The sequence below is a fragment of the Pseudomonas sp. GYB4201 genome, from assembly GCF_056312595.1.
Window position 1 is genome coordinate 39497 of the sequence record NZ_JBWGIG010000005.1, and the last position, 18763, is coordinate 58259.

Sequence of the window (18763 nt, forward strand, 5' to 3'; positions counted from 1 at the left end):
GCCCCCCCTGGCCGCCCCCCCCCCCCCCCCCCCCCCCCCCCCCCGGCCCCCCCCCCCCCCCCCCCCCCCCCCCCCCGGGGGGGGGGGGCACGAAGCGTCGATCAGCCCGGCCTGATCATTGCGTAGGACTTTTCCCAAGCCAAAAAAAAGAGCCTACCTTTCGGTAAGCTCTTTTTCGTACTTGGTGGCTACACAGGGACTTGAACCCCGGACCCCAGCATTATGAATGCTATGCTCTAACCAACTGAGCTATGTAGCCAAGATGGCGCGCATTATTCCCTCAGAACGAACATGTGTCAATCATCTTTTTGAAAATTTTTTACGTGTGATCAAAAGGTTAGGGTCCACACGGACGAACGGGCCGGAAAATCCGGGCCATCCGGACATAAATTGTTTCATTGTTAGCAATCCCGCCCCGAAAAATGGCACATTAGGACCCCATGCGCTGGACGTGCACTCGTTTGCGGCACGCTGAGCAGCGTTCCTACCCGTTGTGTGGAAGATTTGCCTGATGGCCATAACCAACGTTCAAACCAGCGCGGCCCCGGCGGCCGCTGCGGCGCAGACCAGCCCCCTGGTGATGCGCATCATCGGTGCCTGTGCGCTGGCGCACCTGATCAACGACCTGATCCAGTCGGTGCTGCCCTCCATCTACCCGATGCTCAAGGCCAACTATGGCCTGAGCTTCACCCAGGTGGGGCTGATTACCCTGACCTTCCAGATCACCGCCTCGCTGCTGCAGCCGTGGGTGGGCTTCTATACCGACCGCAACCCCAAGCCGAACCTGCTGCCGCTGGGCACTATCTGTACGCTGGTGGGTATCGTGATGCTGGCCTTCGTCGGCAGCTTCCCGATGATTCTGGTGGCGTCGGCGCTGGTGGGCATTGGCTCGTCGACCTTCCACCCGGAAACCTCGCGCATCGCGCGGCTGGCCTCCGGTGGCCGCTATGGCCTGGCGCAGTCGACCTTCCAGGTGGGCGGCAACGCCGGCTCCGCGTTTGGGCCGCTGCTGGCGGCGGCGCTGATCATTCCGTTCGGCCAGGGCAACGTGGCGCTGTTCGGCGTCTTCGCGCTGTTCGCCCTGGGCGTGACCTGGGTGCTGAGCCGCTGGTACAAGGAACACCTGAACCTGTTCAAGGCCAAGAAGGGCGGCCAGGCTACCCACGGCCTGTCCAAGGGCCGCGTCACCGCCGCGCTGGTGGTGCTGGGCCTGCTGGTGTTCTCCAAGTACTTCTACATGGCCAGCTTCACCAGTTACTTCACCTTCTACCTGATCGAGAAGTTCCAGCTGTCGGTGGCCAGCTCGCAGCTGCACCTGTTCCTGTTCCTCGGGGCGGTGGCGGCGGGGACCTTCTTCGGTGGCCCCATCGGCGACAAGATCGGCCGCAAGGCGGTGATCTGGTTCTCAATCCTGGGCGTGGCGCCGTTCACCCTGGCGTTGCCTTATGTGGACCTGTTCTGGACCACGGTGCTCAGTGTGATCATTGGCTTCATCCTGGCGTCGGCGTTTTCTGCCATCGTCGTGTTCGCCCAGGAACTGGTGCCCGGCAACGTCGGCATGATCGCCGGGGTGTTCTTCGGCCTGATGTTCGGCTTCGGCGGCATCGGCGCGGCGCTGCTGGGGCACCTGGCGGACATTCACGGCATCGAGTACGTGTACACCCTGTGCTCGTTCCTGCCGCTGTTCGGCATCCTGACGATATTGCTGCCTAATACGCGCAAAGCCTGACCCACGAAAAGGCCCGCGCGATGCGGGCCTTTTCGTAGCCGCAGCCGCCAGGCTGCGCAGGGCGTGTGCCACGGTGAAGATCTGCAGCGTACACGAGGGCCAGCGCCGCCTGCCGGCAGCGGCTACGGGGTGCGTGTCGGGTCGCAAATGGCGCGATTATTTTGAATCGCGCCACAATCGCGCCACGCCTCCCGAACAATCGCGCCACCTAGCACCGGACCTGTAGCCGCAGCCGCCAGGCTGCGCAGGGCGTGTGCCACGGTGAAGATCTGCAGCGTGCACGAGGGCCAGCGCAGCCTGGCGGCAGCGGCTACGGGGTGCGTGTCGGGGCGCAAATGGCGCGATTATTTTGAATCGCGCCACAATCGCGCCACGCCTCCCGAGCAACCGCGCCACCTACCACCGGGCCTGTAGCCGCTGCCGCCAGGCTGCGCAGGGCGTGTGCCACGGTGAAGATCTGCAGCGTGCACGAGGGCCAGCGCAGCCTGGCGGCAGCGGCTACGGGGTGCGTGTGGGGGCGCAAATGGCGCGATTATTTTGAATCGCGCCACAATCGCGCCACGCCGCCCGAACAACCGCGCCACCGACCACCGGACCTGTAGCCGCTGCCGGCAGGCTGCGCAGGGCGTGTGCCTCGGTGAAGATCTCCAGCGTGCACGAGGGCCAGCGCAGCCTGGCGGCAGCGGTTGCAAGGTTTACGTTGTCAGGTTCAACACCGGCGCCGGCACCCGCGCAAACCACCGGCTCGCCTGCTCGTACGCATGCGCCAGTTGCAGCACCGCGAAGTCGGCCTGGTGGCGGCCGATGATCTGCATGCCCATGGGCAGGCCCTGGGCGTTGAAGCCCACCTGCACGTTGGCCACCGGGCAGCCGCTGAGGGTGCCGGGGATGACGACTTCCATCCAGCGGTGGTAGGTGTCCATGCTGCGCCCGGCCACTTCGGCGGGCCAGTGCTGGCGCTTGTCGAACGGGAAGACCTGGGCGCTGGGCAGCAGCAGGTAGTCGTAGCGTTCGAACAGCGCGTTGATGGCGCGGTACCAGTCGGTGCGGGTGACGCCGGCCTGGTGCACGGCGCTGGCGCTCAGGGCCAGGCCGTTTTCCACTTCCCATTGGGCTTCGGGCTTGAGCTGCGGGCGCTTGGCCGGGTCATGGTAGGCCTTGCCCAGGGAGCCTGCCACGGTCCAGTGGCGCAGGGTGCGCCAGCAGTCCCACAGGCGTTCCGGGCTGAAGCCCAGGTCGGCGTGTTCCACGCTGCAGCCCAGCGCCTGGAAGTCGCCCAGGGCCTTTTCGCACAGGGCGGTGACGCCATGCTCCATGGGCAGGTAGCCGCCGAAGTCGCCCAGCCAGCCCAGCCGGGTGCCCTTGAAGTCTCGGGCCAGGGGCGCGGCGAATTCGCTGCCGTCGCCGGCCAGCGACAGCGGCGCCCGCGGGTCATGGCCGGCCTGCACCGACAGCAGCAGGGCGGTGTCGCGCACGGTGCGGCCCATGGGGCCCTCGTAGCCCAGCTGGTCGAAGAACAGGTCAGCGGCGTCGTCGAAAGGCACGCGGCCCTGGGACGGGCGGAAACCGATGATGTTGTTGAAGGCCGCCGGGTTGCGCAGCGAGCCCATCATGTCGCTGCCATCGGCCACCGGCACCAGGTGCAGGGCCAGGGCAGCAGCGGCGCCACCGCTGCTGCCGCCGGCGGTCTTTTCGGGGGCGAAGGCGCAGCCGGTGGCGCCGAACAGCGGGTTGTAGCTTTGCGAACCGAGGCCGAATTCCGGCGTGTTGGTCTTGCCGATGATGATCGCGCCGGCGGCCTTGATGCGCGCCACCATGATGCCGTCGCGCTCGGGAATGAAGTCGCGGTACAGCGGCGAGCCCAGGGTGGTGGCAATGCCCTGGGTCAGCGACAGGTCCTTGATGGCGTGGGGCAGGCCGTGCATCCAGCCCAGGTAGACGCCCTGGGCCAGTTGCGCGTCGCGCTCGTCGGCCTGGGCCAGCAACCGTTCGGCCGGTTGCAGGCTGACCAGGGCGTTGACCAGTGGGTTGAAGCGTTCGATGTGGGCCAGGTAGGCCTGCATCACCTCGCGGCAGGACACCTGGCGCAGGCGGATTCGTTCGGCAAGCTCATGGGCCGGCAGCAGCACCAGCTCGTTGACAGTCGGGGTGTTCATGGCAGCAACCTTGGTAACAGGAAAACAAACCCCGCCGTCCTGGCGGGGCAGGGGGGCATCAGCGCATCAGGTTGGTCCACAGCCGGTCGGCCAGGCGGATGGCGCCCTCGCCGCAGGTCTGGCTGAACACGACCTTGGTGCCGGCGGGAATGTGCAGCTCCGGCGCATCCTTCAGGCTGGCGTCGAGGAAGGGTTCCACGCCCTTGATCGGGCTCTGGTGCTTGAGGAAGTTCTGGGTGATGGCGGCATTTTCAGGCTGGCTGAGGAAGGCGATGAACTTGCGCGCGTTGTCCGGGTGCTGGCTGCCCTTGGGGATGACCATGTTGTCCACCCAGGCCATCACGCCCTGCTTGGGGTACAGGTAGGCCAGGCTCGGTTTCATCTCGCGGGCGCGCATGGCCGAGCCACCCCAGAACATCGACATGTCGACTTCACCCGCGGCCAGGTTCTCGCGAATCGAGCCGGCCTTGGAGCTGTAGGTCTTCACGAACGGCTTCTGCGCCTTGAGCAGCGCCAGCACCTGCTGCATCTGCTTGGGGTCTTCGCTGCACAGCGGAATGTTCAGGTACAGGCTGGCGGTGTCGATCACCTCGCTGGAGGAATCGAACATGTTGATGCGCCCCTGCAGCTCGGCCGGTGGGTGGTACAGCACGTCATAGCTGTCCAGCGGGCCTTTGTAGCGCGCGGTGTCGAGGACCACGCTGGTGGTGCCCCAGATGAACGGCATGGCGTAGGCACCGTCCGGGTCCCAGGTGGGATTCTTCAGGTTGTCCACCACGTTGGCGTAGTACGGCTGCTTGGCCGGGTCGAAGCGCTCCAGCAGCTGTTCCTTGATCAGGATGGGCACGAACTGGTGCGACGGAATCGCCACGTCGTAGCCGCTGCCGCCCTGTTTCAGCTTGGCCAGCAGGGTCTCGTTGGAATCGTAGGAATCCACGGTCACCTTGATGCCGGTTTCCTTCTCGAACTTGTTGAGAATCTCCGGCGAAAAGTAGCCGCTCCAGCTCACCACGTTCAACTGCTCCGCCGCCTGCGCGGTGCCGGCCAGGCCCAGCGCCAGCGACATCCCTACGGTGGTCATCAACGTCTTCATGCAAAACCCCCACGGTTGGACAAAAGGCTCAGGCTTTCTTTTTGCCGAGCAGATAGGAAAGGCTGACGAACAGCACCGACACGCCGAGGATCAGCGTGGAAACCGCGTTCACGTCTGGCGTCACGCCCATGCGCAGCAGGCCAAAGATGAAGATCGGCAAGGTAGTGGTCCCCGCCTGCGAGACCATCATCGAGATCACGAAGTTATCCAGCGAGACGATGAACGCCAGCATCAGGCCGCTGACGATGCCCGGCATCAGCAGCGGCAGCGTGACCTTGGTGAAGATCCGCCAGGCGCCGGCGTACAGGTCGGCGGCGGCGTGCTCCAGCGACAGGTCCATGTCGTTGAGCCGCGCGCGGATGGGCAGGTAGGCGAAGGGAATGCAGAACACCGTGTGGGCGATGATCAGGTTGCCGTAGCCCAGCGACACTCCCAGCGACGAGAACAGCGCCAGGGTAGCGACGCCGACGACGATTTCCGGCAGCACCAGCGGCAGCATGATCGCGCCCATGGACAGCTGCATGCCCTTGAACTTCGCCCCGCGCGAGGTGCCCAGCGCCGCCAGGGTGGCGATCACCGTGGCGATCACGCTGGCGCAGCAGGCAATCAGCAGGCTGTTGCCGGCGGCGCTGCGCAGGGCCTGGTTGGCGAAGGCGGCGCGGTACCAGTCCAGGCTCAGGCCGGTCCACACAGTGGCGGACTGGTTGGCGTTGAACGAGAACACCACCAGCACCACGATGGGCGCGTACAGGTACAGGTAGAACAAAAAGCTGAAGCCGCCGAAGCCGGGGAAGTCCTGCACCCCCAGCCGGCCACGGGTTAGTAGGCGCAGCATCACAGGCCTCCTTGGGCAACGCGCTGGCGTTCGGCGCGCAGGGCGTACAGGGTCAACACCAGCATCACGGCCGCCATCAGCACCAGCGACAGCGCGGCGCCGAACGGCCAGTTGCGGGCGTCGCTGAACTGGCGAAAGATCAGGTTGCCGAGCATCAGCTTCGTGCCGCCGCCCAGCAGTTCCGGGGCAATCATGGCACCCAGGCACGGCACGAAGGTGAGGATGGCGCCGGCCATGATGCCGGGCCTGGCGATGGGCAACACCACCTTGCGCAGGGTGCGCCACTTGCCGGCGTACAGGTCTTGCGCGGCCTCCAGCAGGCGAATGTCCATCTTCTCCAGGGTGGCGTAGATGGGCAGCACCACGAACGGCGCGTAGGTGTAGACCAGCCCCAGCAGCACGGCGCCGTCGGTGTACAGCAGCGGCAGCGGCTGCTTGATCAGGCCCAGGCCCATCAGGCTGTTGTTGATCACACCGCTGTCGCGCAGCAGCAGAATCCAGGCGTAGGTGCGGATCAGCAGGTTGGCCCAGAACGGCACGGTGATCAGGAAAATCAGCAGGCCGCGGCGCTGGGGCGGCTGCATGGCCAGCCACACGGCCACGGGGAAGCCGATCAGCAGGGTGATCAGCGTGGTCAGCCCGGCGATGCCGATGGAGCGCAGGGCGATCATCAGGTAGGCGTCGGTGAAGGCCAGGCTGTCGTCCATCTGCCGTTCGAACAGCAGGGAAATGTAGGCCTCGGTGCTGAAGTGATGATCGACCCCGCCATAGGGGTTGGCCTGCATCAGCGAGTAGGCCATCACGATCAGGATCGGCACCACCAGGAACAGGCCGATGGCGGTCAGCGCCGGGCTCACGCCCAGCACGTTGCCCAGCGCCTTGCGGCGCAGCAGGGCGCTGGGGCGGGGCAGCACAGTGGTTGTGTCCATGTTGCCTCCTCAGTCCACCAGCACGCTGGCGCTGTTGTTTTCCAGCAGCAGGCCGGCGCGGCCGCCCAGGGCAAAGCGCTGGCCGCCGCTGTTGGGCACGCGCACGGTCAGGCGCTGGCCGCCGGTGAGGCGCACCTGGTACTGCAGGTCGGTGCCCAGGTAAATCTGCTGCTCCACGGTGCAGTCCATGGCGCCCTGGCGGGGCAGCTCGATCAGTTGCAGGCGCTCGGGGCGGATCGACAGGTTGACGCTGGCGCCCACCCGCAGGCCCTCGTGCACCGGCGCGGTGACGGCGGCGCCGCCTGGGGTCTGGTACAGCGCGCTGGTGCCGTCGATGCGGCTGACCACCGCCGGAATCAGGTTGGTCTCGCCAATGAAGTCAGCGACGAAGCGGTTGCGCGGGCGTTCGTAGATCTCGTCCGGGCGGCCCACCTGCTGCACCTCGCCCTCGCTGAGCACGGCGATGCGGTCGGACATGGTCAGGGCTTCTTCCTGGTCATGGGTGACGAAGATGAAGGTGATGCCGGTGCGCGCCTGGATGGCCTTGAGTTCTTCGCGCATGGCCTGGCGCAGCTTCAGGTCCAGGGCCGACAACGGTTCGTCCAGCAACAGCACCTTGGGGTGCGGCGCCAGCGCCCGGGCCAGGGCTACCCGTTGCTGCTGGCCGCCGGACAGCTGCGCGGGGCGGCGCTCGGCGAAGCGCTCCATCTGTACCAGCGCCAGCATTTCACGCACCCGTTCGGCCACCTGCGGTTTGCCCAGGCGCTTGCCCATGGGGTGCGATTCCAGGCCGAAGGCCAGGTTCTGGGCGATGCTCATGTGCGGGAACAGCGCGTAGTGCTGGAACACGGTGTTCACGGGGCGCTGGTGGGGCGGGCGGTCGGCGATGTTTTCGCCGTACAGCTGGATCTCGCCGCGGGTGGGAAACTCGAAGCCGGCGATCATCCGCAGCAGGGTGGTCTTGCCGCAGCCCGAGGGGCCGAGCTGGGTGAAGAATTCGTTGTCGCGGATGTCCAGGTCAACGTGCTTCAGGGCCACGGGCCCGGTGTCCGGGTCGCCGTAGACCTTGCGTACCGAACGGATGGAAACAGCCAGCATCTGTAGCGAATGCAGGGCGCTCATGCAGTACCTCCGATTCCCCCATCGAGCCCTTTCCAGCAGGCGGCCAAGTGCACCGTATGCAGCCCGGGACGATGGAATATTGTTGTTTTGGCAGGAGTAGAGAGTCGTGATACCGGCCGCTTGGCAGGGCCGTTGTTGTTCTGCGTTGGCCTGATTATCAGCGAGGGATTGCCGGGGCGAAAGATCAATTTTAACATAGGTGGTGTTAAATAATTTAACAGCGCGCGAGGCCGGAAACGTCATGTCCAACCTGCATCTGCCACCCCTCAACGCCATCCGCGCCTTCGATGCCGCCGCGCGCCTGGGCAGCTACGTGGAGGCTGCCAAGGCCCTGCACGTGACCCAGCCGGCGGTGGGCCGGCACGTCAAGCTGCTGGAAGACTGGCTGGGCGTGCAGCTGTTCGAGCGCACCTCGCGGGGCGTGGTGCTGACGCCGGGTGGGCGCAAGTATCACCAGAAGATCTCCCGTGCCCTGCAGCAGATCATCGAGGCCGGCGAGGCCCTGCAGCCCCACGCCAGCGAGCGCTGGCTGCGCATCATGGTGGTGCCGGGCCTGGCCAAGCGCTGGCTGACGCCGCGCATCGAGACCCTGCGCCACCTGCGCCCGGGCTTGAAGGTGGCCATCGAGCCCAACTCCACCTTCACCGAGGTGGACGCGCGCACCGCCGACCTGGGCATCGTCTACGGCATGCCCGGGCAGTACGCCAACAGCCGCGCCACGCTGATCTGCCCGCGGGTGTTCCCCATCTGCACGCCCAAGTACCTGGCCAGCATCAAGCCCATCCGCCGGGTGCAGGACCTGATGAAGCTGGACCTCATCCACTTCGACGACGGCGAGTGGTGGAACATGTGGTTCAAGGCCCTGGGCATCGACGCCCAGCTGTCGTCGGACGTGCTCTACGTCAGCAACGACCACGCCCTGGCCGTGGCCGAGAGCGGGCAGGGCATAGCCCTGGCGAACGAAGTACTGGTGCGCGACGAGCTGGCGGCCGGCACGCTGGTGCGGGCGATCGACGTGGAGGTGCCGCTGGAGAGCTACCAGCTGCTGACGCCCAGCGGGCAGTTGTCGGCGGACGTGCAGTGGTTCGAGCAGTGGCTGGCGCAGGCGCTGCGCGAAGAGTTCGCCGGCGCCTTCGACGGCGCCGGCGCGTAGGCTTCAGCCTAGGGTGTTGAGGGTCTTGCGGCAGTGCACCAGAGCGTCGCGGATCATGAAGTTGACCAGCGTCGGCGACACCCCCAGTTCCAGAGCGATGTCTTTCTGCGACTGGCCATTGAGCCGGTACTGCTCGAAGGCGTAGCGGGTACGCGGGGGCAGGTCTTGCAGGGCCAGGGCCAGCTTGTCGAGGGTCTGGCGGTCTTCGTGCAGGGTTTCCGGGCTGGCGCCGGGCACGGCCACGCTCAGGCCTTCCTCTTCGCTGCACTTGTAGCGTTTTTCCAGCGCCTGGCGGCGATAGTGGTCGATGGCCAGGTTGCGCACCACGCGCATCAGGTAGCTGCTCTGGGACTGGATGCCCGGGCTTTCGCCGTTGCCGTTCATTTTCACGAAGGCATCCTGCACCACGTCTTCAGCCGACGCGCGACAGCCCAGGATGCGGGTGGCGGCGTTGATGAAGCGCTGGCGATGGGTCACGAACAGTTGCTGAAGAGCCGGCCTTGGCTCGATGCTGATTGTTTTAGGCATTTGACGTGTTGACCTATGCGGCAGTGCACATGGGGAAGCGGTAAAACTAATGTGATTGATAATCTTTATCAAATGATTTCTGCTCGCGTCTCATGATTTTTTCTTCTATGACACAATTGCCATCACTCCCTCCCCACCCCCGTAGCAGCTGCCGCAGGCTGCGTCCGGGGCCTCCGCGAGCTACTTGGAACTACACGGCGCCCGTGACGCGGCCTGTGGCCGCTGCTACAGGGACATCGCCAACCGCCGTAGCAGCCGCCGCAGGCGGCGTCGGGGGGCACCGCGTTTTTGCCTGGCTCTGCGCGGCGCCCATGACGCCGCCTGCCTGTGGCGCTTTGCCGCACAATTGTCTGTGCGCGCCGCGAGTTGGTTATACTTGCAACGATCTGCCTGGAGCGCTCATCAGGAGAGCTCATGCTCGCCCCATCTATGCCGTTGTCCGCTACACGCCAGAACCTCTGGCGCCTGACTTTTATTCGTTTCCTGGTGCTGGCCGCGCAAGCCGGCTCGGTGGGCTTCGCCTACCTGACGCACCTGTTGCCGCTGCCCTGGCTGCAGCTCAGCGCCACCCTGGCGGTGTCGTTGCTGCTGTGCACCGTGACCGCGTTGCGCGTGCGCGCCTCGCTGCCGGTGACCGAGCAGGAATACGCCCTGCAACTGACCTGCGACCTGCTGCTGCACAGCGCGTTGTTGTATTACTCGGGCGGGTCCACCAACCCCTTCGTGTCGTACTACCTGGTGCCGCTGACCATTGCCGCGGTGACGCTGCCGTGGCTGTATTCGGTGATCCTGTCGGGTATCGCCCTGGCCTGCTACTCGGTGCTGCTGGTGCGTTTCTATCCGCTGCCAACGCTGCCGATCGCCCGGGAAAACCTGCAGAACTACGGCATGTGGCTAAGTTTTGCCCTGGCCGCCGGGGTCATCACCTTCTTTGCCGCGAAAATGGCCGAGGAGCTGCGCCGCCAGGAGCAGATGCGCGCCCAGCGCCGCGAGGAAGGCCTGCGCGACCAGCAACTGCTGGCCGTGGCCACGGAAGCCGCCGGTGCCGCCCATGAACTGGGCACGCCGTTGGCGACCATGAGCGTGCTGCTCAAGGAAATGCGCCAGGACCACCACGACCCGGCGCTGCAGGAGGACCTGTCGGTGCTGCAGGACCAGGTCAAGCTGTGCAAGGAAACCCTGCAACAACTGGTGCGCGCCGCCGAGGCCAACCGCCGCATGGCGGTGATGGAACAGCCGGTGACGGCCTGGCTGGACGAGGCGCTGAACCGCTGGCACCTGATGCGCCCCGAAGCCACCTACCGCTTCCAGCGCCTGGGCCAGGGCGAGGTGCCGGAGCTGGCGCCGCCGCCAGACCTGACCCAGGCGCTGCTGAACCTGCTGAACAACGCCGCCGATGCCTGCGCCGAAGGCCTGGAAGTGCACCTGGACTGGAACGCTGAAGATATCTTCATCGTGATTCGCGACCACGGCCCGGGCGTGCCTCTGGCTATCGCCGAGCAAATCGGCAAACCTTTCTTTACTACCAAGGGCAAGGGCTTCGGCCTTGGCCTGTTTTTGAGCAAGGCCAGCGTGACACGCGCAGGCGGCTCGGTAAAACTCTATAGTCATGAGCAGGGCGGTACACTCACAGAGTTGCGCCTGCCCCGTGACGCCCGAGGAGACAGACATGAGTGATGAAAACCAGGTCGAAAGCGAAGAGCTGCCGCATCTGTTGCTGGTCGACGACGATTCGACCTTTACCCGCGTGATGGCCCGCGCCATGGCGCGCCGCGGCTTCCGCGTGACCACCGCCGCCAGCGCCGACGAAGGCCTGAAGCTGGCCCAGGAAGACCTGCCGGACTACGCGGCCCTGGACCTGAAGATGGAAGGTGACTCGGGCCTGGTGCTGCTGCCCAAGCTGCTGGAGCTGGACCCGGAGATGCGCGTGGTGATCCTCACCGGTTACTCGAGCATCGCCACTGCGGTCGAGGCCATCAAGCGCGGCGCCTGCAACTACCTGTGCAAGCCGGCCGACGCCGACGACGTGCTGGCAGCCCTGCTGTCCGAACACGCTGACCTGGATACCCTGGTGCCGGAAAACCCGATGTCGGTGGACCGCCTGCAGTGGGAACACATCCAGCGCGTGCTCACCGAGCACGAAGGCAACATCTCCGCCACTGCCCGCGCCCTGGGCATGCACCGGCGCACCCTGCAGCGCAAACTTCAGAAGCGCCCGGTTCGTCGCTGAGTCGCCGAACCCATGAGTCTTTTTTCCGCGCGGGTGGATCGGGATCGATCTGCCCTGCGTGGCCTCCTACCGTCGAGCCTGTCCAATGAATCAGAACGCTGAATATTCCGCGGTCAACGATGCCGTGCGTGGTCATTTTTTTCGAAGGGTATGGCAGCTGATCTGGCCCTACTGGCGCAGTGAAGAGAAGGGCAAGGCCTGGCTGTTGCTGATCTCGGTGATCGGCCTGTCATTGTTCAGTGTGGGTATCTCGGTGTGGCTGAACAGCTGGTACCGCGACTTCTACAACGCGTTGCAGAAGAAGGACTTTGCTGCCTTCACCCATTTGATCCTGTATTTCTGCTGCATCGCCGCCGTGGCGATCCTGGGCGCCGTTTATCGCCTTTACCTGACGCAGATGCTGACCATCCGCTGGCGCCGGTGGCTGACGGACAAACATTTCAAGCGCTGGCTCGACAGCAAGAACTATTACCAGATGGAGCAGGGCGGCTACACCGACAACCCTGACCAGCGCATTAGCGAAGACCTCAACAACTTCACCTCCGACACCCTCAGCCTGTTTATCGGCCTGCTGCGCACAGTGGTCAGCCTGGTGTCGTTCTCGGTCATTCTGTGGGGCGTTTCCGGCAGCATCGAGGTTTTCGGCATCACCATCCCCGGCTACATGTTCTGGTGTGCGCTGGTGTACGCGGTGGTCGCCAGTGTGCTGACGCGCATCATCGGCAGCAGCTTGATCCCGCTGAACAACCAGCAACAACGCTTCGAGGCCGACTTCCGTTTCTCGCTCATTCGGCTGCGCGAAAACGCTGAAAGCATTGCGCTGTACAACGGCGAGCCAAACGAGAAAGAGCGCCTGACCACCCGCTTCGGCAAGATTTGGGGCAACTACTGGGCCTTGATGAAGGTAACCAAGCGCCTGACGTTCTTCACCGCCGGCTACAGCCAGGCCGCGGTGATTTTCCCGTTCGTGGTGGCGGCGCCGCGCTACTTCGCCGGCAAGATCGAACTGGGCGAACTGATGCAGATCAACTCGGCGTTTGGCAACGTCCAGGGCGACATGAGCTGGTTCATCGACAACTACACCACCATCGTCGGCTGGAAAGCGACCTGTGATCGTCTCAACAGCTTCCGCCAGGCAATGCTCGACAATGAACAGCGGCCGCCGGCCATTGCCATCGACGAGCAGGGGGAGGCAGTCAGCGTCGATAACCTTAGCCTCGACCTGGCCGATGGCCGGCACTTGCTCAGCGGTGCGAGCCTGGCGGTGGTGGCGGGCGATCGCGTGCTGCTCAGCGGCCGCTCGGGCAGCGGCAAGAGTACTTTGCTGCGTGCCATGGGCCGCCTGTGGCCTACCGGGCACGGGCATATTCGCCTGCCGCAGGGGCGTGCGTTGTTCCTGCCGCAAAAGCCTTATCTGCCCATTGGTACCCTGCGCGACGCGCTGAGTTATCCACAGCCCGGCGACAGCTACAGCGAAGATCGCTACGGGCATGTGTTGCAGGCTTGCCGGCTTCCTCACCTGATCGCTCGCCTGGACGAAGGCAACCACTGGCAGCGCCTGCTCTCGCCCGGCGAGCAGCAGCGCGTGGCCTTTGCCCGCGCCATGCTCTACGCGCCCAAGTGGCTGTACATGGATGAGGCGACGTCGGCCATGGACGAGGAAGACGAAGCGGCGCTGTATCAGGGCCTGATCGAGCAGCTGCCAGGCTTGAGCATCATCAGCGTTGGCCACCGCAGCACGCTCAAGCGCTTCCATTCGCGCCACGTGCGCATCGAGGGCGGACATCTGGTGAATCAAATCACCGGGGCACCGACTGCGGTGTAATGTGGTCGTACGACTGGAATGCGCTATGATGCGCCTATAAACGTGATCTCGAGATAAGAAGTTCGCCATGGAAACGCCAATCGCCCCGCCTCGCGGCCGTCGCAAACCTCGCAGCCTTGCCCAGGAACTGGTCACCGTGCTGACCGAGCGCATCCTCAAGGGTGAGCTCAAGCGTGGCGACAAGTTGCCCACCGAGTCGGCGATCATGCAAGAGCAGGGCGTCAGCCGCACCGTGGTGCGCGAGGCTATCTCGCGTTTGCAGGCAGCAGGGCAGGTGGAAACCCGCCATGGCATCGGCACCTTCGTGCTCGACACGCCCAGCCCCAGCGGCTTCCGTATCGACCCGGCGACCATCGTCACCCTGCGTGACGTGCTCGCCGTGCTCGAATTGCGCATCAGCCTGGAAGTGGAATCGGCTGGCCTGGCCGCCCAGCGTCGCTCGCCCGAGCAGCTGGCCGCCATGCGCGCGGCCCTGGATGCGCTGGCCGAAAGCGCCGCGCACGCCTCGGACGCCGTGGCCTCGGACTTCCAGTTCCACCTGCAGATTGCCCTGTCCACGGGCAACCGTTACTTCACCGACATCATGACCCACCTGGGCACCAGCATCATTCCGCGCACGCGGTTGAACTCGGCGCGCCTGGCCCATGATGACCAGCAGCACTACATGAACCGCTTGAGCCGCGAGCACGAGGAAATCTACGAGGCCATCGCCCGCCAGGATTCCGATGCCGCCCGCGCGGCCATGCGCCTGCACCTCACCAACAGCCGCGAGCGGCTGCGCCAGGCCCACGAAGAGGCCCAGGCAACCGCCTGATCCGTTGGGCCACCGGACGCGGGGGGGGGGGGGGGGGGGGGGGGGGGGGGGGCGGGGGGGGCGGCGCCGGCGGCCGCCCCGGGGCGGGGCCCCCCGCGTCTTCCGTGGGGCCACCGGCCGGGGCGTTGCGGCCGCTGCTACATCGGTTCCGCGTAGCAGCGGCCGCAGGCCGCGTCCCGGTGCTCCCCCAAAATCCCGACTTTGCGCATTTCGTCGCCCAGCCTATTGAGCATTCATAATTTCAGTTGTACGATGACGTACGACATCAGCGAAGGCTGAGCGCACATTCCACGCAAACCAGGGTGTTCGAATAATGAATCCACAAGAACTGAAGTCCATCCTCTCCGCCGGCCTGCTGTCTTTCCCGGTGACCGATTTCAATGCCCAGGGCGACTTCGATCGCGCTGGCTACATCAAGCGCCTGGAGTGGCTGGCCCCGTACGGCGCCAGCGCGCTGTTCGCCGCCGGCGGTACCGGTGAATTCTTCTCCCTGGCTGCCAGCGAGTACTCGCAAGTCATCAAGACTGCCGTCGACACCTGCGCCCGTAGCGTGCCAATCCTCGCCGGCGTCGGTGGTGCCACCCGCCAGGCCATCGAATACGCACAGGAAGCCGAACGCCTGGGCGCCAAGGGCCTGCTGCTGCTGCCGCACTACCTGACCGAAGCCAGCCAGGACGGCGTTGCCGCCCACGTGGAAGCGGTGTGCAAGTCGGTGAACATCGGCGTCATCGTCTACAACCGCAACGTCTGCCGCCTGAACGCCGTGCAGCTGGAACGCCTGGCTGAACGCTGCCCGAACCTGATCGGTTACAAGGACGGCCTGGGTGACATCGAACTGATGGTGTCGATCCGCCGTCGCCTGGGCGACCGCTTCAGCTACCTGGGTGGCCTGCCGACCGCCGAAGTCTACGCCGCGGCCTACAAGGCCCTGGGCGTGCCGGTGTACTCGTCCGCAGTGTTCAACTTCATCCCGAAAACCGCGATGGACTTCTACCACGCCATTGCCAAGGAAGATCACGCCACCGTCGGCAAGATCATCGATGACTTCTTCCTGCCCTACCTGGACATCCGCAACCGCAAGGCCGGCTACGCCGTGAGCATCGTCAAGGCAGGCGCCAAGATCGCCGGCTACGACGCAGGCCCGGTGCGCACCCCGCTGACCGACCTGACCGGCGAAGAGTACGAAATGCTGGCAGCCCTGATGGACAAGATGGGCCCGCAGTAAGCTTTACCGCACCTGCCCACCGCCGAGGGAGTCGGCGGCGGGCAGGGGCAACAAGCGTGGCGCCAGCCTGACGTCCCCGCTGATACAGTATGTGAAACACCCGCGTTAAAAAAAATAATCAGTGGGAGTACACCTTCATGCAAGCCGCCAAGCAGACGCACGTCCGCTATTTGATCCTGCTCATGCTCTTTGTGGTGACCACGATCAACTACGCCGACCGTGCGACCATCGCTATTGCCGGTTCCAGCCTGCAAAAAAGCCTCGGCATCGACGCCGTCACCCTGGGTTTCATCTTCTCCGCGTTCGGTTGGGCCTACGTGGCCGGGCAAATTCCCGGTGGCTGGCTGCTGGACCGCTTCGGCTCGAAGAAGGTCTACGCCCTGAGCATTTTCACCTGGTCGGCGTTCACCGTGCTGCAAGGCTTCGTCGGTGATTTTGGCGTGTCCACGGCCGTGGTCGCGCTGTTCATGCTGCGTTTCCTGGTGGGCCTGGCCGAAGCGCCGTCGTTCCCCGGCAACGCGCGCATCGTCGCCGCCTGGTTCCCCACCGCCGAACGTGGCACTGCGTCGGCGATCTTCAACTCCGCGCAATATTTCGCCACCGTGCTGTTCGCGCCGCTGATGGGCTGGATTGTCTTCACCTTCGGCTGGCAGCACGTGTTCATGATCATGGGCGGCATCGGCATCGCCTTCTCGCTGGTGTGGCTGAAAGTTATCCACAGCCCGCGCCAGCACCCGATGATCAACAAGGCCGAACTCGAACACATCGCCAGCAACGGCGGCATGGTCGACATGGACGACAAGCCCCAGGGCAAGCGCGAAGGCCCCAAGTGGGACTATGTGCGCCAGCTGCTCACCAACCGCATGATGCTGGGCGTGTACCTGGGCCAGTACTGCATCAACGGCATCACCTATTTCTTCCTGACCTGGTTCCCGGTGTACCTGGTACAGGAGCGCGGCATGACCATCCTCAAGGCCGGTTTCATCGCTTCGCTGCCGGCCATCTGCGGCTTTATCGGCGGCGTGCTGGGCGGCATCATTTCCGACTGGCTGCTGCGCCGTGGCCACTCCCTGACCTTCGCCCGCAAGGCGCCGATCATTGGCGGCCTGTTGCTGTCGACCACCATCGTGGCGTGCAACTATGTGGACATCGAGTGGATGGTGGTGGGCTTCATGGCCCTGGCGTTCTTCGGCAAGGGCGTAGGCGCGCTAGGCTGGGCCGTGGTGTCCGACACCTCGCCCAAGCAGATCGCCGGCCTGAGCGGTGGCCTGTTCAACATGTTCGGCAACATTGCCTCGATCACCACGCCGATCGTCATCGGCTACATCATCAGCACCACCGGCTCGTTCAAATGGGCCCTGGTGTTCGTCGGCGCCAACGCGCTGGTGGCGGTGATCAGCTACCTGGTGATTGTCGGCCAGATCAAACGGGTCGAGCTGACCGAGCCGCCGAGCAAAGGCTCGCGCAAGCCGGTAGAACAGCTGTCCCCAGCCAAAATTTGAGGAGCGCGTTTCATGCAGTTAATTGAGCACGCTGACTCGCCGCGGGTGATTCGCCTGCACGAGCGCGACAACGTTGTGGTGATCGTCAACGACCAGGGCGTGCCGGAAGGCACCGAACTGCCGGGTGGCCTGATCACCCTGGAACACGTACCGCAAAGCCACAAGGTCAACCTGGTGGACATCGCCGAGGGCGGCGAAGTGATTCGCTACGGCCAGGTGATCGGCTACGCCTTGAAGCCCATCCCGCGCGGCACCTGGGTGCGCGAAGACCTGCTGCGCATGCCAACGGCGCCGGCGCTGGACAGCCTGCCCATGTCCGACAAGGTGCCGCAGGCGCTGCCGCCGCTGGAAGGCTTCACCTTCGAAGGCTACCGCAACGCCGATGGCACGGTGGGCACGCGCAACATCCTCGGCATCACCACCACTGTGCAATGCGTGACCGGGGTGCTGGACCATGCGGTGAAGCGCATTCGCGACGAACTACTGCCCAAATACCCCCATGTGGATGACGTGGTGGCCATTACCCACAGCTACGGCTGCGGCGTGGCCATTACTGCCACCGACGCCTACATCCCGATTCGCACCGTGCGCAACCTGGCGCGCAACCCCAACCTGGGGGGCGAAGCCCTGGTGATCAGCCTGGGCTGCGAGAAGCTGCAGGCCGGGCAGGTGATGCACGAAGGCGATGCTTCCGTGGACCTCAGCGAGCCCTGGCTGTACCGCCTGCAGGACGCCAGCCACGGCTTCGGCGAGATGATCGAGCAGATCATGGAGTTGGCCGAGACGCGCCTGAAGAAACTCAACGAGCGCCGCCGCGAGACCGTGCCGGCCAGCGAGCTGATCCTGGGCATGCAATGCGGCGGCAGCGACGCCTTCTCCGGCATCACCGCCAACCCGGCGCTGGGTTACGCCAGCGACCTGCTGCTGCGCGCCGGCGCCACGGTGATGTTCTCGGAAGTGACCGAGGTGCGCGACGCCATCTATCTGCTGACCTCGCGCGCCGAAACCCCGGCGGTGGCCGATGCGCTGGTGCGCGAGATGGACTGGTACGACCGCTACCTGGCCAAGGGCGAGGCCGACCGCAGCGCCAACACCACGCCGGGCAACAAGAAGGGCGGGTTGTCGAACATTGTCGAGAAGTCGTTGGGTTCGATCGTGAAATCCGGCAACAGCGCGATCAACGCGGTGGTCGGGCCGGGCGAGCGGGTGCAGCGCAAGGGCCTGATCTTCTGCGCCACGCCGGCCAGCGACTTTGTCTGCGGCACCTTGCAACTGGCGGCGGGCATGAACCTGCACGTGTTCACCACCGGCCGCGGCACGCCGTACGGCCTGGCCATGGCGCCGGTGGTGAAGGTGTCGACCCGTACCGAACTGGCCCAGCGCTGGCCGGACCTGATCGACGTCGACGCCGGGCGCATTGCCACCGGCCGGGCCAGCATCGAGGACCTGGGCTGGGAGCTGTTCCACTACTACCTGGACGTGGCTAGCGGCAAGGAACAGACCTGGGCCGAGAAGCACAAACTGCACAATGACATCGTGCTGTTCAACCCGGCGCCGATTACCTGAAATCGGGACGCGGGCTGGGGGCCCCGCGGGGGGGGGTTGTGGGGCGGCCCCCCGGC

At 65.1% G+C, this 18763-nt stretch carries 15 protein-coding genes and 1 tRNA gene; 9 read left to right on the top strand and 7 right to left on the bottom strand.

Annotation, left to right across the window (positions count from 1 at the left end; all coding sequences use genetic code 11):
* Nucleotides 1-182: 182 nt before the first annotated feature.
* Nucleotides 183-259: transfer RNA gene (locus AC0Z2B_RS06170), tRNA-Met, on the bottom strand.
* 252 nt (nucleotides 260-511) lie between these two features.
* Between AC0Z2B_RS06170 and AC0Z2B_RS06175 the strand changes: the two genes are divergently transcribed.
* Nucleotides 512-1729: an MFS transporter gene (locus tag AC0Z2B_RS06175; RefSeq protein WP_476295606.1), complete on the top strand. Its 1218-nt coding sequence runs from the start codon at nucleotides 512-514 to the stop codon at nucleotides 1727-1729.
* A 695-nt stretch (nucleotides 1730-2424) separates the two neighbouring features.
* On the opposite strand, the gene AC0Z2B_RS06180 is transcribed toward AC0Z2B_RS06175, so the two are convergent.
* Genes AC0Z2B_RS06180 through AC0Z2B_RS06200 form a run of 5 tightly spaced genes read right to left on the bottom strand, consistent with a single transcriptional unit; the run spans nucleotide 2425 to nucleotide 7864 of the window.
* Complete coding sequence (locus AC0Z2B_RS06180) at nucleotides 2425-3885, bottom strand: amidase (protein ID WP_476295607.1); 1461 nt, start codon at nucleotides 3883-3885, stop codon at nucleotides 2425-2427.
* A 58-nt stretch (nucleotides 3886-3943) separates the two neighbouring features.
* The gene (locus tag AC0Z2B_RS06185) at nucleotides 3944-4978 is read right to left on the bottom strand and encodes an ABC transporter substrate-binding protein (RefSeq protein WP_476295609.1); all 1035 of its coding nucleotides are present in this window, start codon (nucleotides 4976-4978) and stop codon (nucleotides 3944-3946) included.
* A gap of 28 nt (nucleotides 4979-5006) precedes the next feature.
* Nucleotides 5007-5813 (bottom strand): ABC transporter permease, encoded by an 807-nt coding sequence (locus AC0Z2B_RS06190; protein ID WP_476295610.1) that lies wholly within the window; start codon nucleotides 5811-5813, stop codon nucleotides 5007-5009.
* Nucleotides 5813-6742, bottom strand: a complete 930-nt coding sequence (locus AC0Z2B_RS06195; RefSeq protein ID WP_473004474.1) for an ABC transporter permease subunit — start codon at nucleotides 6740-6742, stop codon at nucleotides 5813-5815. The genes AC0Z2B_RS06190 and AC0Z2B_RS06195 overlap by 1 nt, the downstream gene beginning before the upstream one ends.
* A 9-nt stretch (nucleotides 6743-6751) precedes the next feature.
* Complete coding sequence (locus tag AC0Z2B_RS06200; protein ID WP_476295611.1) at nucleotides 6752-7864, bottom strand: ABC transporter ATP-binding protein; 1113 nt, start codon at nucleotides 7862-7864, stop codon at nucleotides 6752-6754.
* Between the two features lie 241 nt (nucleotides 7865-8105).
* On the opposite strand from AC0Z2B_RS06200, the gene AC0Z2B_RS06205 reads away from it, so the two are divergent.
* On the top strand, nucleotides 8106-9017 hold the full coding sequence (locus AC0Z2B_RS06205) for a LysR substrate-binding domain-containing protein (RefSeq protein ID WP_416426903.1): 912 nt from the start codon (nucleotides 8106-8108) through the stop codon (nucleotides 9015-9017).
* Between the two features lie 3 nt (nucleotides 9018-9020).
* Here the strand turns inward: AC0Z2B_RS06205 and AC0Z2B_RS06210 are convergent, their stop codons facing one another.
* Entirely contained in the window at nucleotides 9021-9545 is a 525-nt protein-coding gene (locus AC0Z2B_RS06210; RefSeq protein WP_416426902.1) for an RNA polymerase factor sigma-70, read from the bottom strand.
* A 414-nt stretch (nucleotides 9546-9959) separates the two neighbouring features.
* On the opposite strand from AC0Z2B_RS06210, the gene AC0Z2B_RS06215 reads away from it, so the two are divergent.
* The 7 genes from AC0Z2B_RS06215 to garD all read left to right on the top strand — a co-directional run bounded on the left by AC0Z2B_RS06215 (nucleotide 9960) and on the right by garD (nucleotide 18707).
* Nucleotides 9960-11222 (top strand): ATP-binding protein, encoded by a 1263-nt coding sequence (locus AC0Z2B_RS06215; protein WP_416426901.1) that lies wholly within the window; start codon nucleotides 9960-9962, stop codon nucleotides 11220-11222.
* On the top strand, nucleotides 11215-11775 hold the full coding sequence (locus tag AC0Z2B_RS06220; RefSeq protein ID WP_416426900.1) for a response regulator transcription factor: 561 nt from the start codon (nucleotides 11215-11217) through the stop codon (nucleotides 11773-11775). The genes AC0Z2B_RS06215 and AC0Z2B_RS06220 overlap by 8 nt, the downstream gene beginning before the upstream one ends.
* Nucleotides 11776-11860: 85 nt before the next feature.
* On the top strand, nucleotides 11861-13600 hold the full coding sequence (locus AC0Z2B_RS06225; protein ID WP_476295612.1) for an ABC transporter ATP-binding protein/permease: 1740 nt from the start codon (nucleotides 11861-11863) through the stop codon (nucleotides 13598-13600).
* A 67-nt stretch (nucleotides 13601-13667) separates the two neighbouring features.
* Nucleotides 13668-14414: a FadR/GntR family transcriptional regulator gene (locus AC0Z2B_RS06230; RefSeq protein ID WP_027976789.1), complete on the top strand. Its 747-nt coding sequence runs from the start codon at nucleotides 13668-13670 to the stop codon at nucleotides 14412-14414.
* Between the two features lie 313 nt (nucleotides 14415-14727).
* Nucleotides 14728-15639, top strand: a complete 912-nt coding sequence (gene kdgD / locus AC0Z2B_RS06235; protein WP_027976790.1) for a 5-dehydro-4-deoxyglucarate dehydratase — start codon at nucleotides 14728-14730, stop codon at nucleotides 15637-15639.
* A gap of 137 nt (nucleotides 15640-15776) precedes the next feature.
* Nucleotides 15777-17141, top strand: a complete 1365-nt coding sequence (locus AC0Z2B_RS06240; protein WP_473004473.1) for a D-galactonate transporter — start codon at nucleotides 15777-15779, stop codon at nucleotides 17139-17141.
* A gap of 12 nt (nucleotides 17142-17153) precedes the next feature.
* Nucleotides 17154-18707: a galactarate dehydratase gene (gene garD, locus AC0Z2B_RS06245; protein WP_416426897.1), complete on the top strand. Its 1554-nt coding sequence runs from the start codon at nucleotides 17154-17156 to the stop codon at nucleotides 18705-18707.
* Nucleotides 18708-18763: the final 56 nt, after the last annotated feature.

What these genes read in the sequence shown, in the direction of transcription:
- AC0Z2B_RS06175 (WP_476295606.1), top strand. Translation starts at nt 512, where the DNA reads ATGGCCATAACCAACGTTCAAACCAGCGCGGCCCCGGCGGCCGCTGCG.
- AC0Z2B_RS06180 (WP_476295607.1), bottom strand. Translation starts at nt 3,885, where the DNA reads ATGAACACCCCGACTGTCAACGAGCTGGTGCTGCTGCCGGCCCATGAG.
- AC0Z2B_RS06185 (WP_476295609.1), bottom strand. Translation starts at nt 4,978, where the DNA reads ATGAAGACGTTGATGACCACCGTAGGGATGTCGCTGGCGCTGGGCCTG.
- AC0Z2B_RS06190 (WP_476295610.1), bottom strand. Translation starts at nt 5,813, where the DNA reads ATGCTGCGCCTACTAACCCGTGGCCGGCTGGGGGTGCAGGACTTCCCC.
- AC0Z2B_RS06195 (WP_473004474.1), bottom strand. Translation starts at nt 6,742, where the DNA reads ATGGACACAACCACTGTGCTGCCCCGCCCCAGCGCCCTGCTGCGCCGC.
- AC0Z2B_RS06200 (WP_476295611.1), bottom strand. Translation starts at nt 7,864, where the DNA reads ATGAGCGCCCTGCATTCGCTACAGATGCTGGCTGTTTCCATCCGTTCG.
- AC0Z2B_RS06205 (WP_416426903.1), top strand. Translation starts at nt 8,106, where the DNA reads ATGTCCAACCTGCATCTGCCACCCCTCAACGCCATCCGCGCCTTCGAT.
- AC0Z2B_RS06210 (WP_416426902.1), bottom strand. Translation starts at nt 9,545, where the DNA reads ATGCCTAAAACAATCAGCATCGAGCCAAGGCCGGCTCTTCAGCAACTG.
- AC0Z2B_RS06215 (WP_416426901.1), top strand. Translation starts at nt 9,960, where the DNA reads ATGCTCGCCCCATCTATGCCGTTGTCCGCTACACGCCAGAACCTCTGG.
- AC0Z2B_RS06220 (WP_416426900.1), top strand. Translation starts at nt 11,215, where the DNA reads ATGAGTGATGAAAACCAGGTCGAAAGCGAAGAGCTGCCGCATCTGTTG.
- AC0Z2B_RS06225 (WP_476295612.1), top strand. Translation starts at nt 11,861, where the DNA reads ATGAATCAGAACGCTGAATATTCCGCGGTCAACGATGCCGTGCGTGGT.
- AC0Z2B_RS06230 (WP_027976789.1), top strand. Translation starts at nt 13,668, where the DNA reads ATGGAAACGCCAATCGCCCCGCCTCGCGGCCGTCGCAAACCTCGCAGC.
- kdgD (WP_027976790.1), top strand. Translation starts at nt 14,728, where the DNA reads ATGAATCCACAAGAACTGAAGTCCATCCTCTCCGCCGGCCTGCTGTCT.
- AC0Z2B_RS06240 (WP_473004473.1), top strand. Translation starts at nt 15,777, where the DNA reads ATGCAAGCCGCCAAGCAGACGCACGTCCGCTATTTGATCCTGCTCATG.
- garD (WP_416426897.1), top strand. Translation starts at nt 17,154, where the DNA reads ATGCAGTTAATTGAGCACGCTGACTCGCCGCGGGTGATTCGCCTGCAC.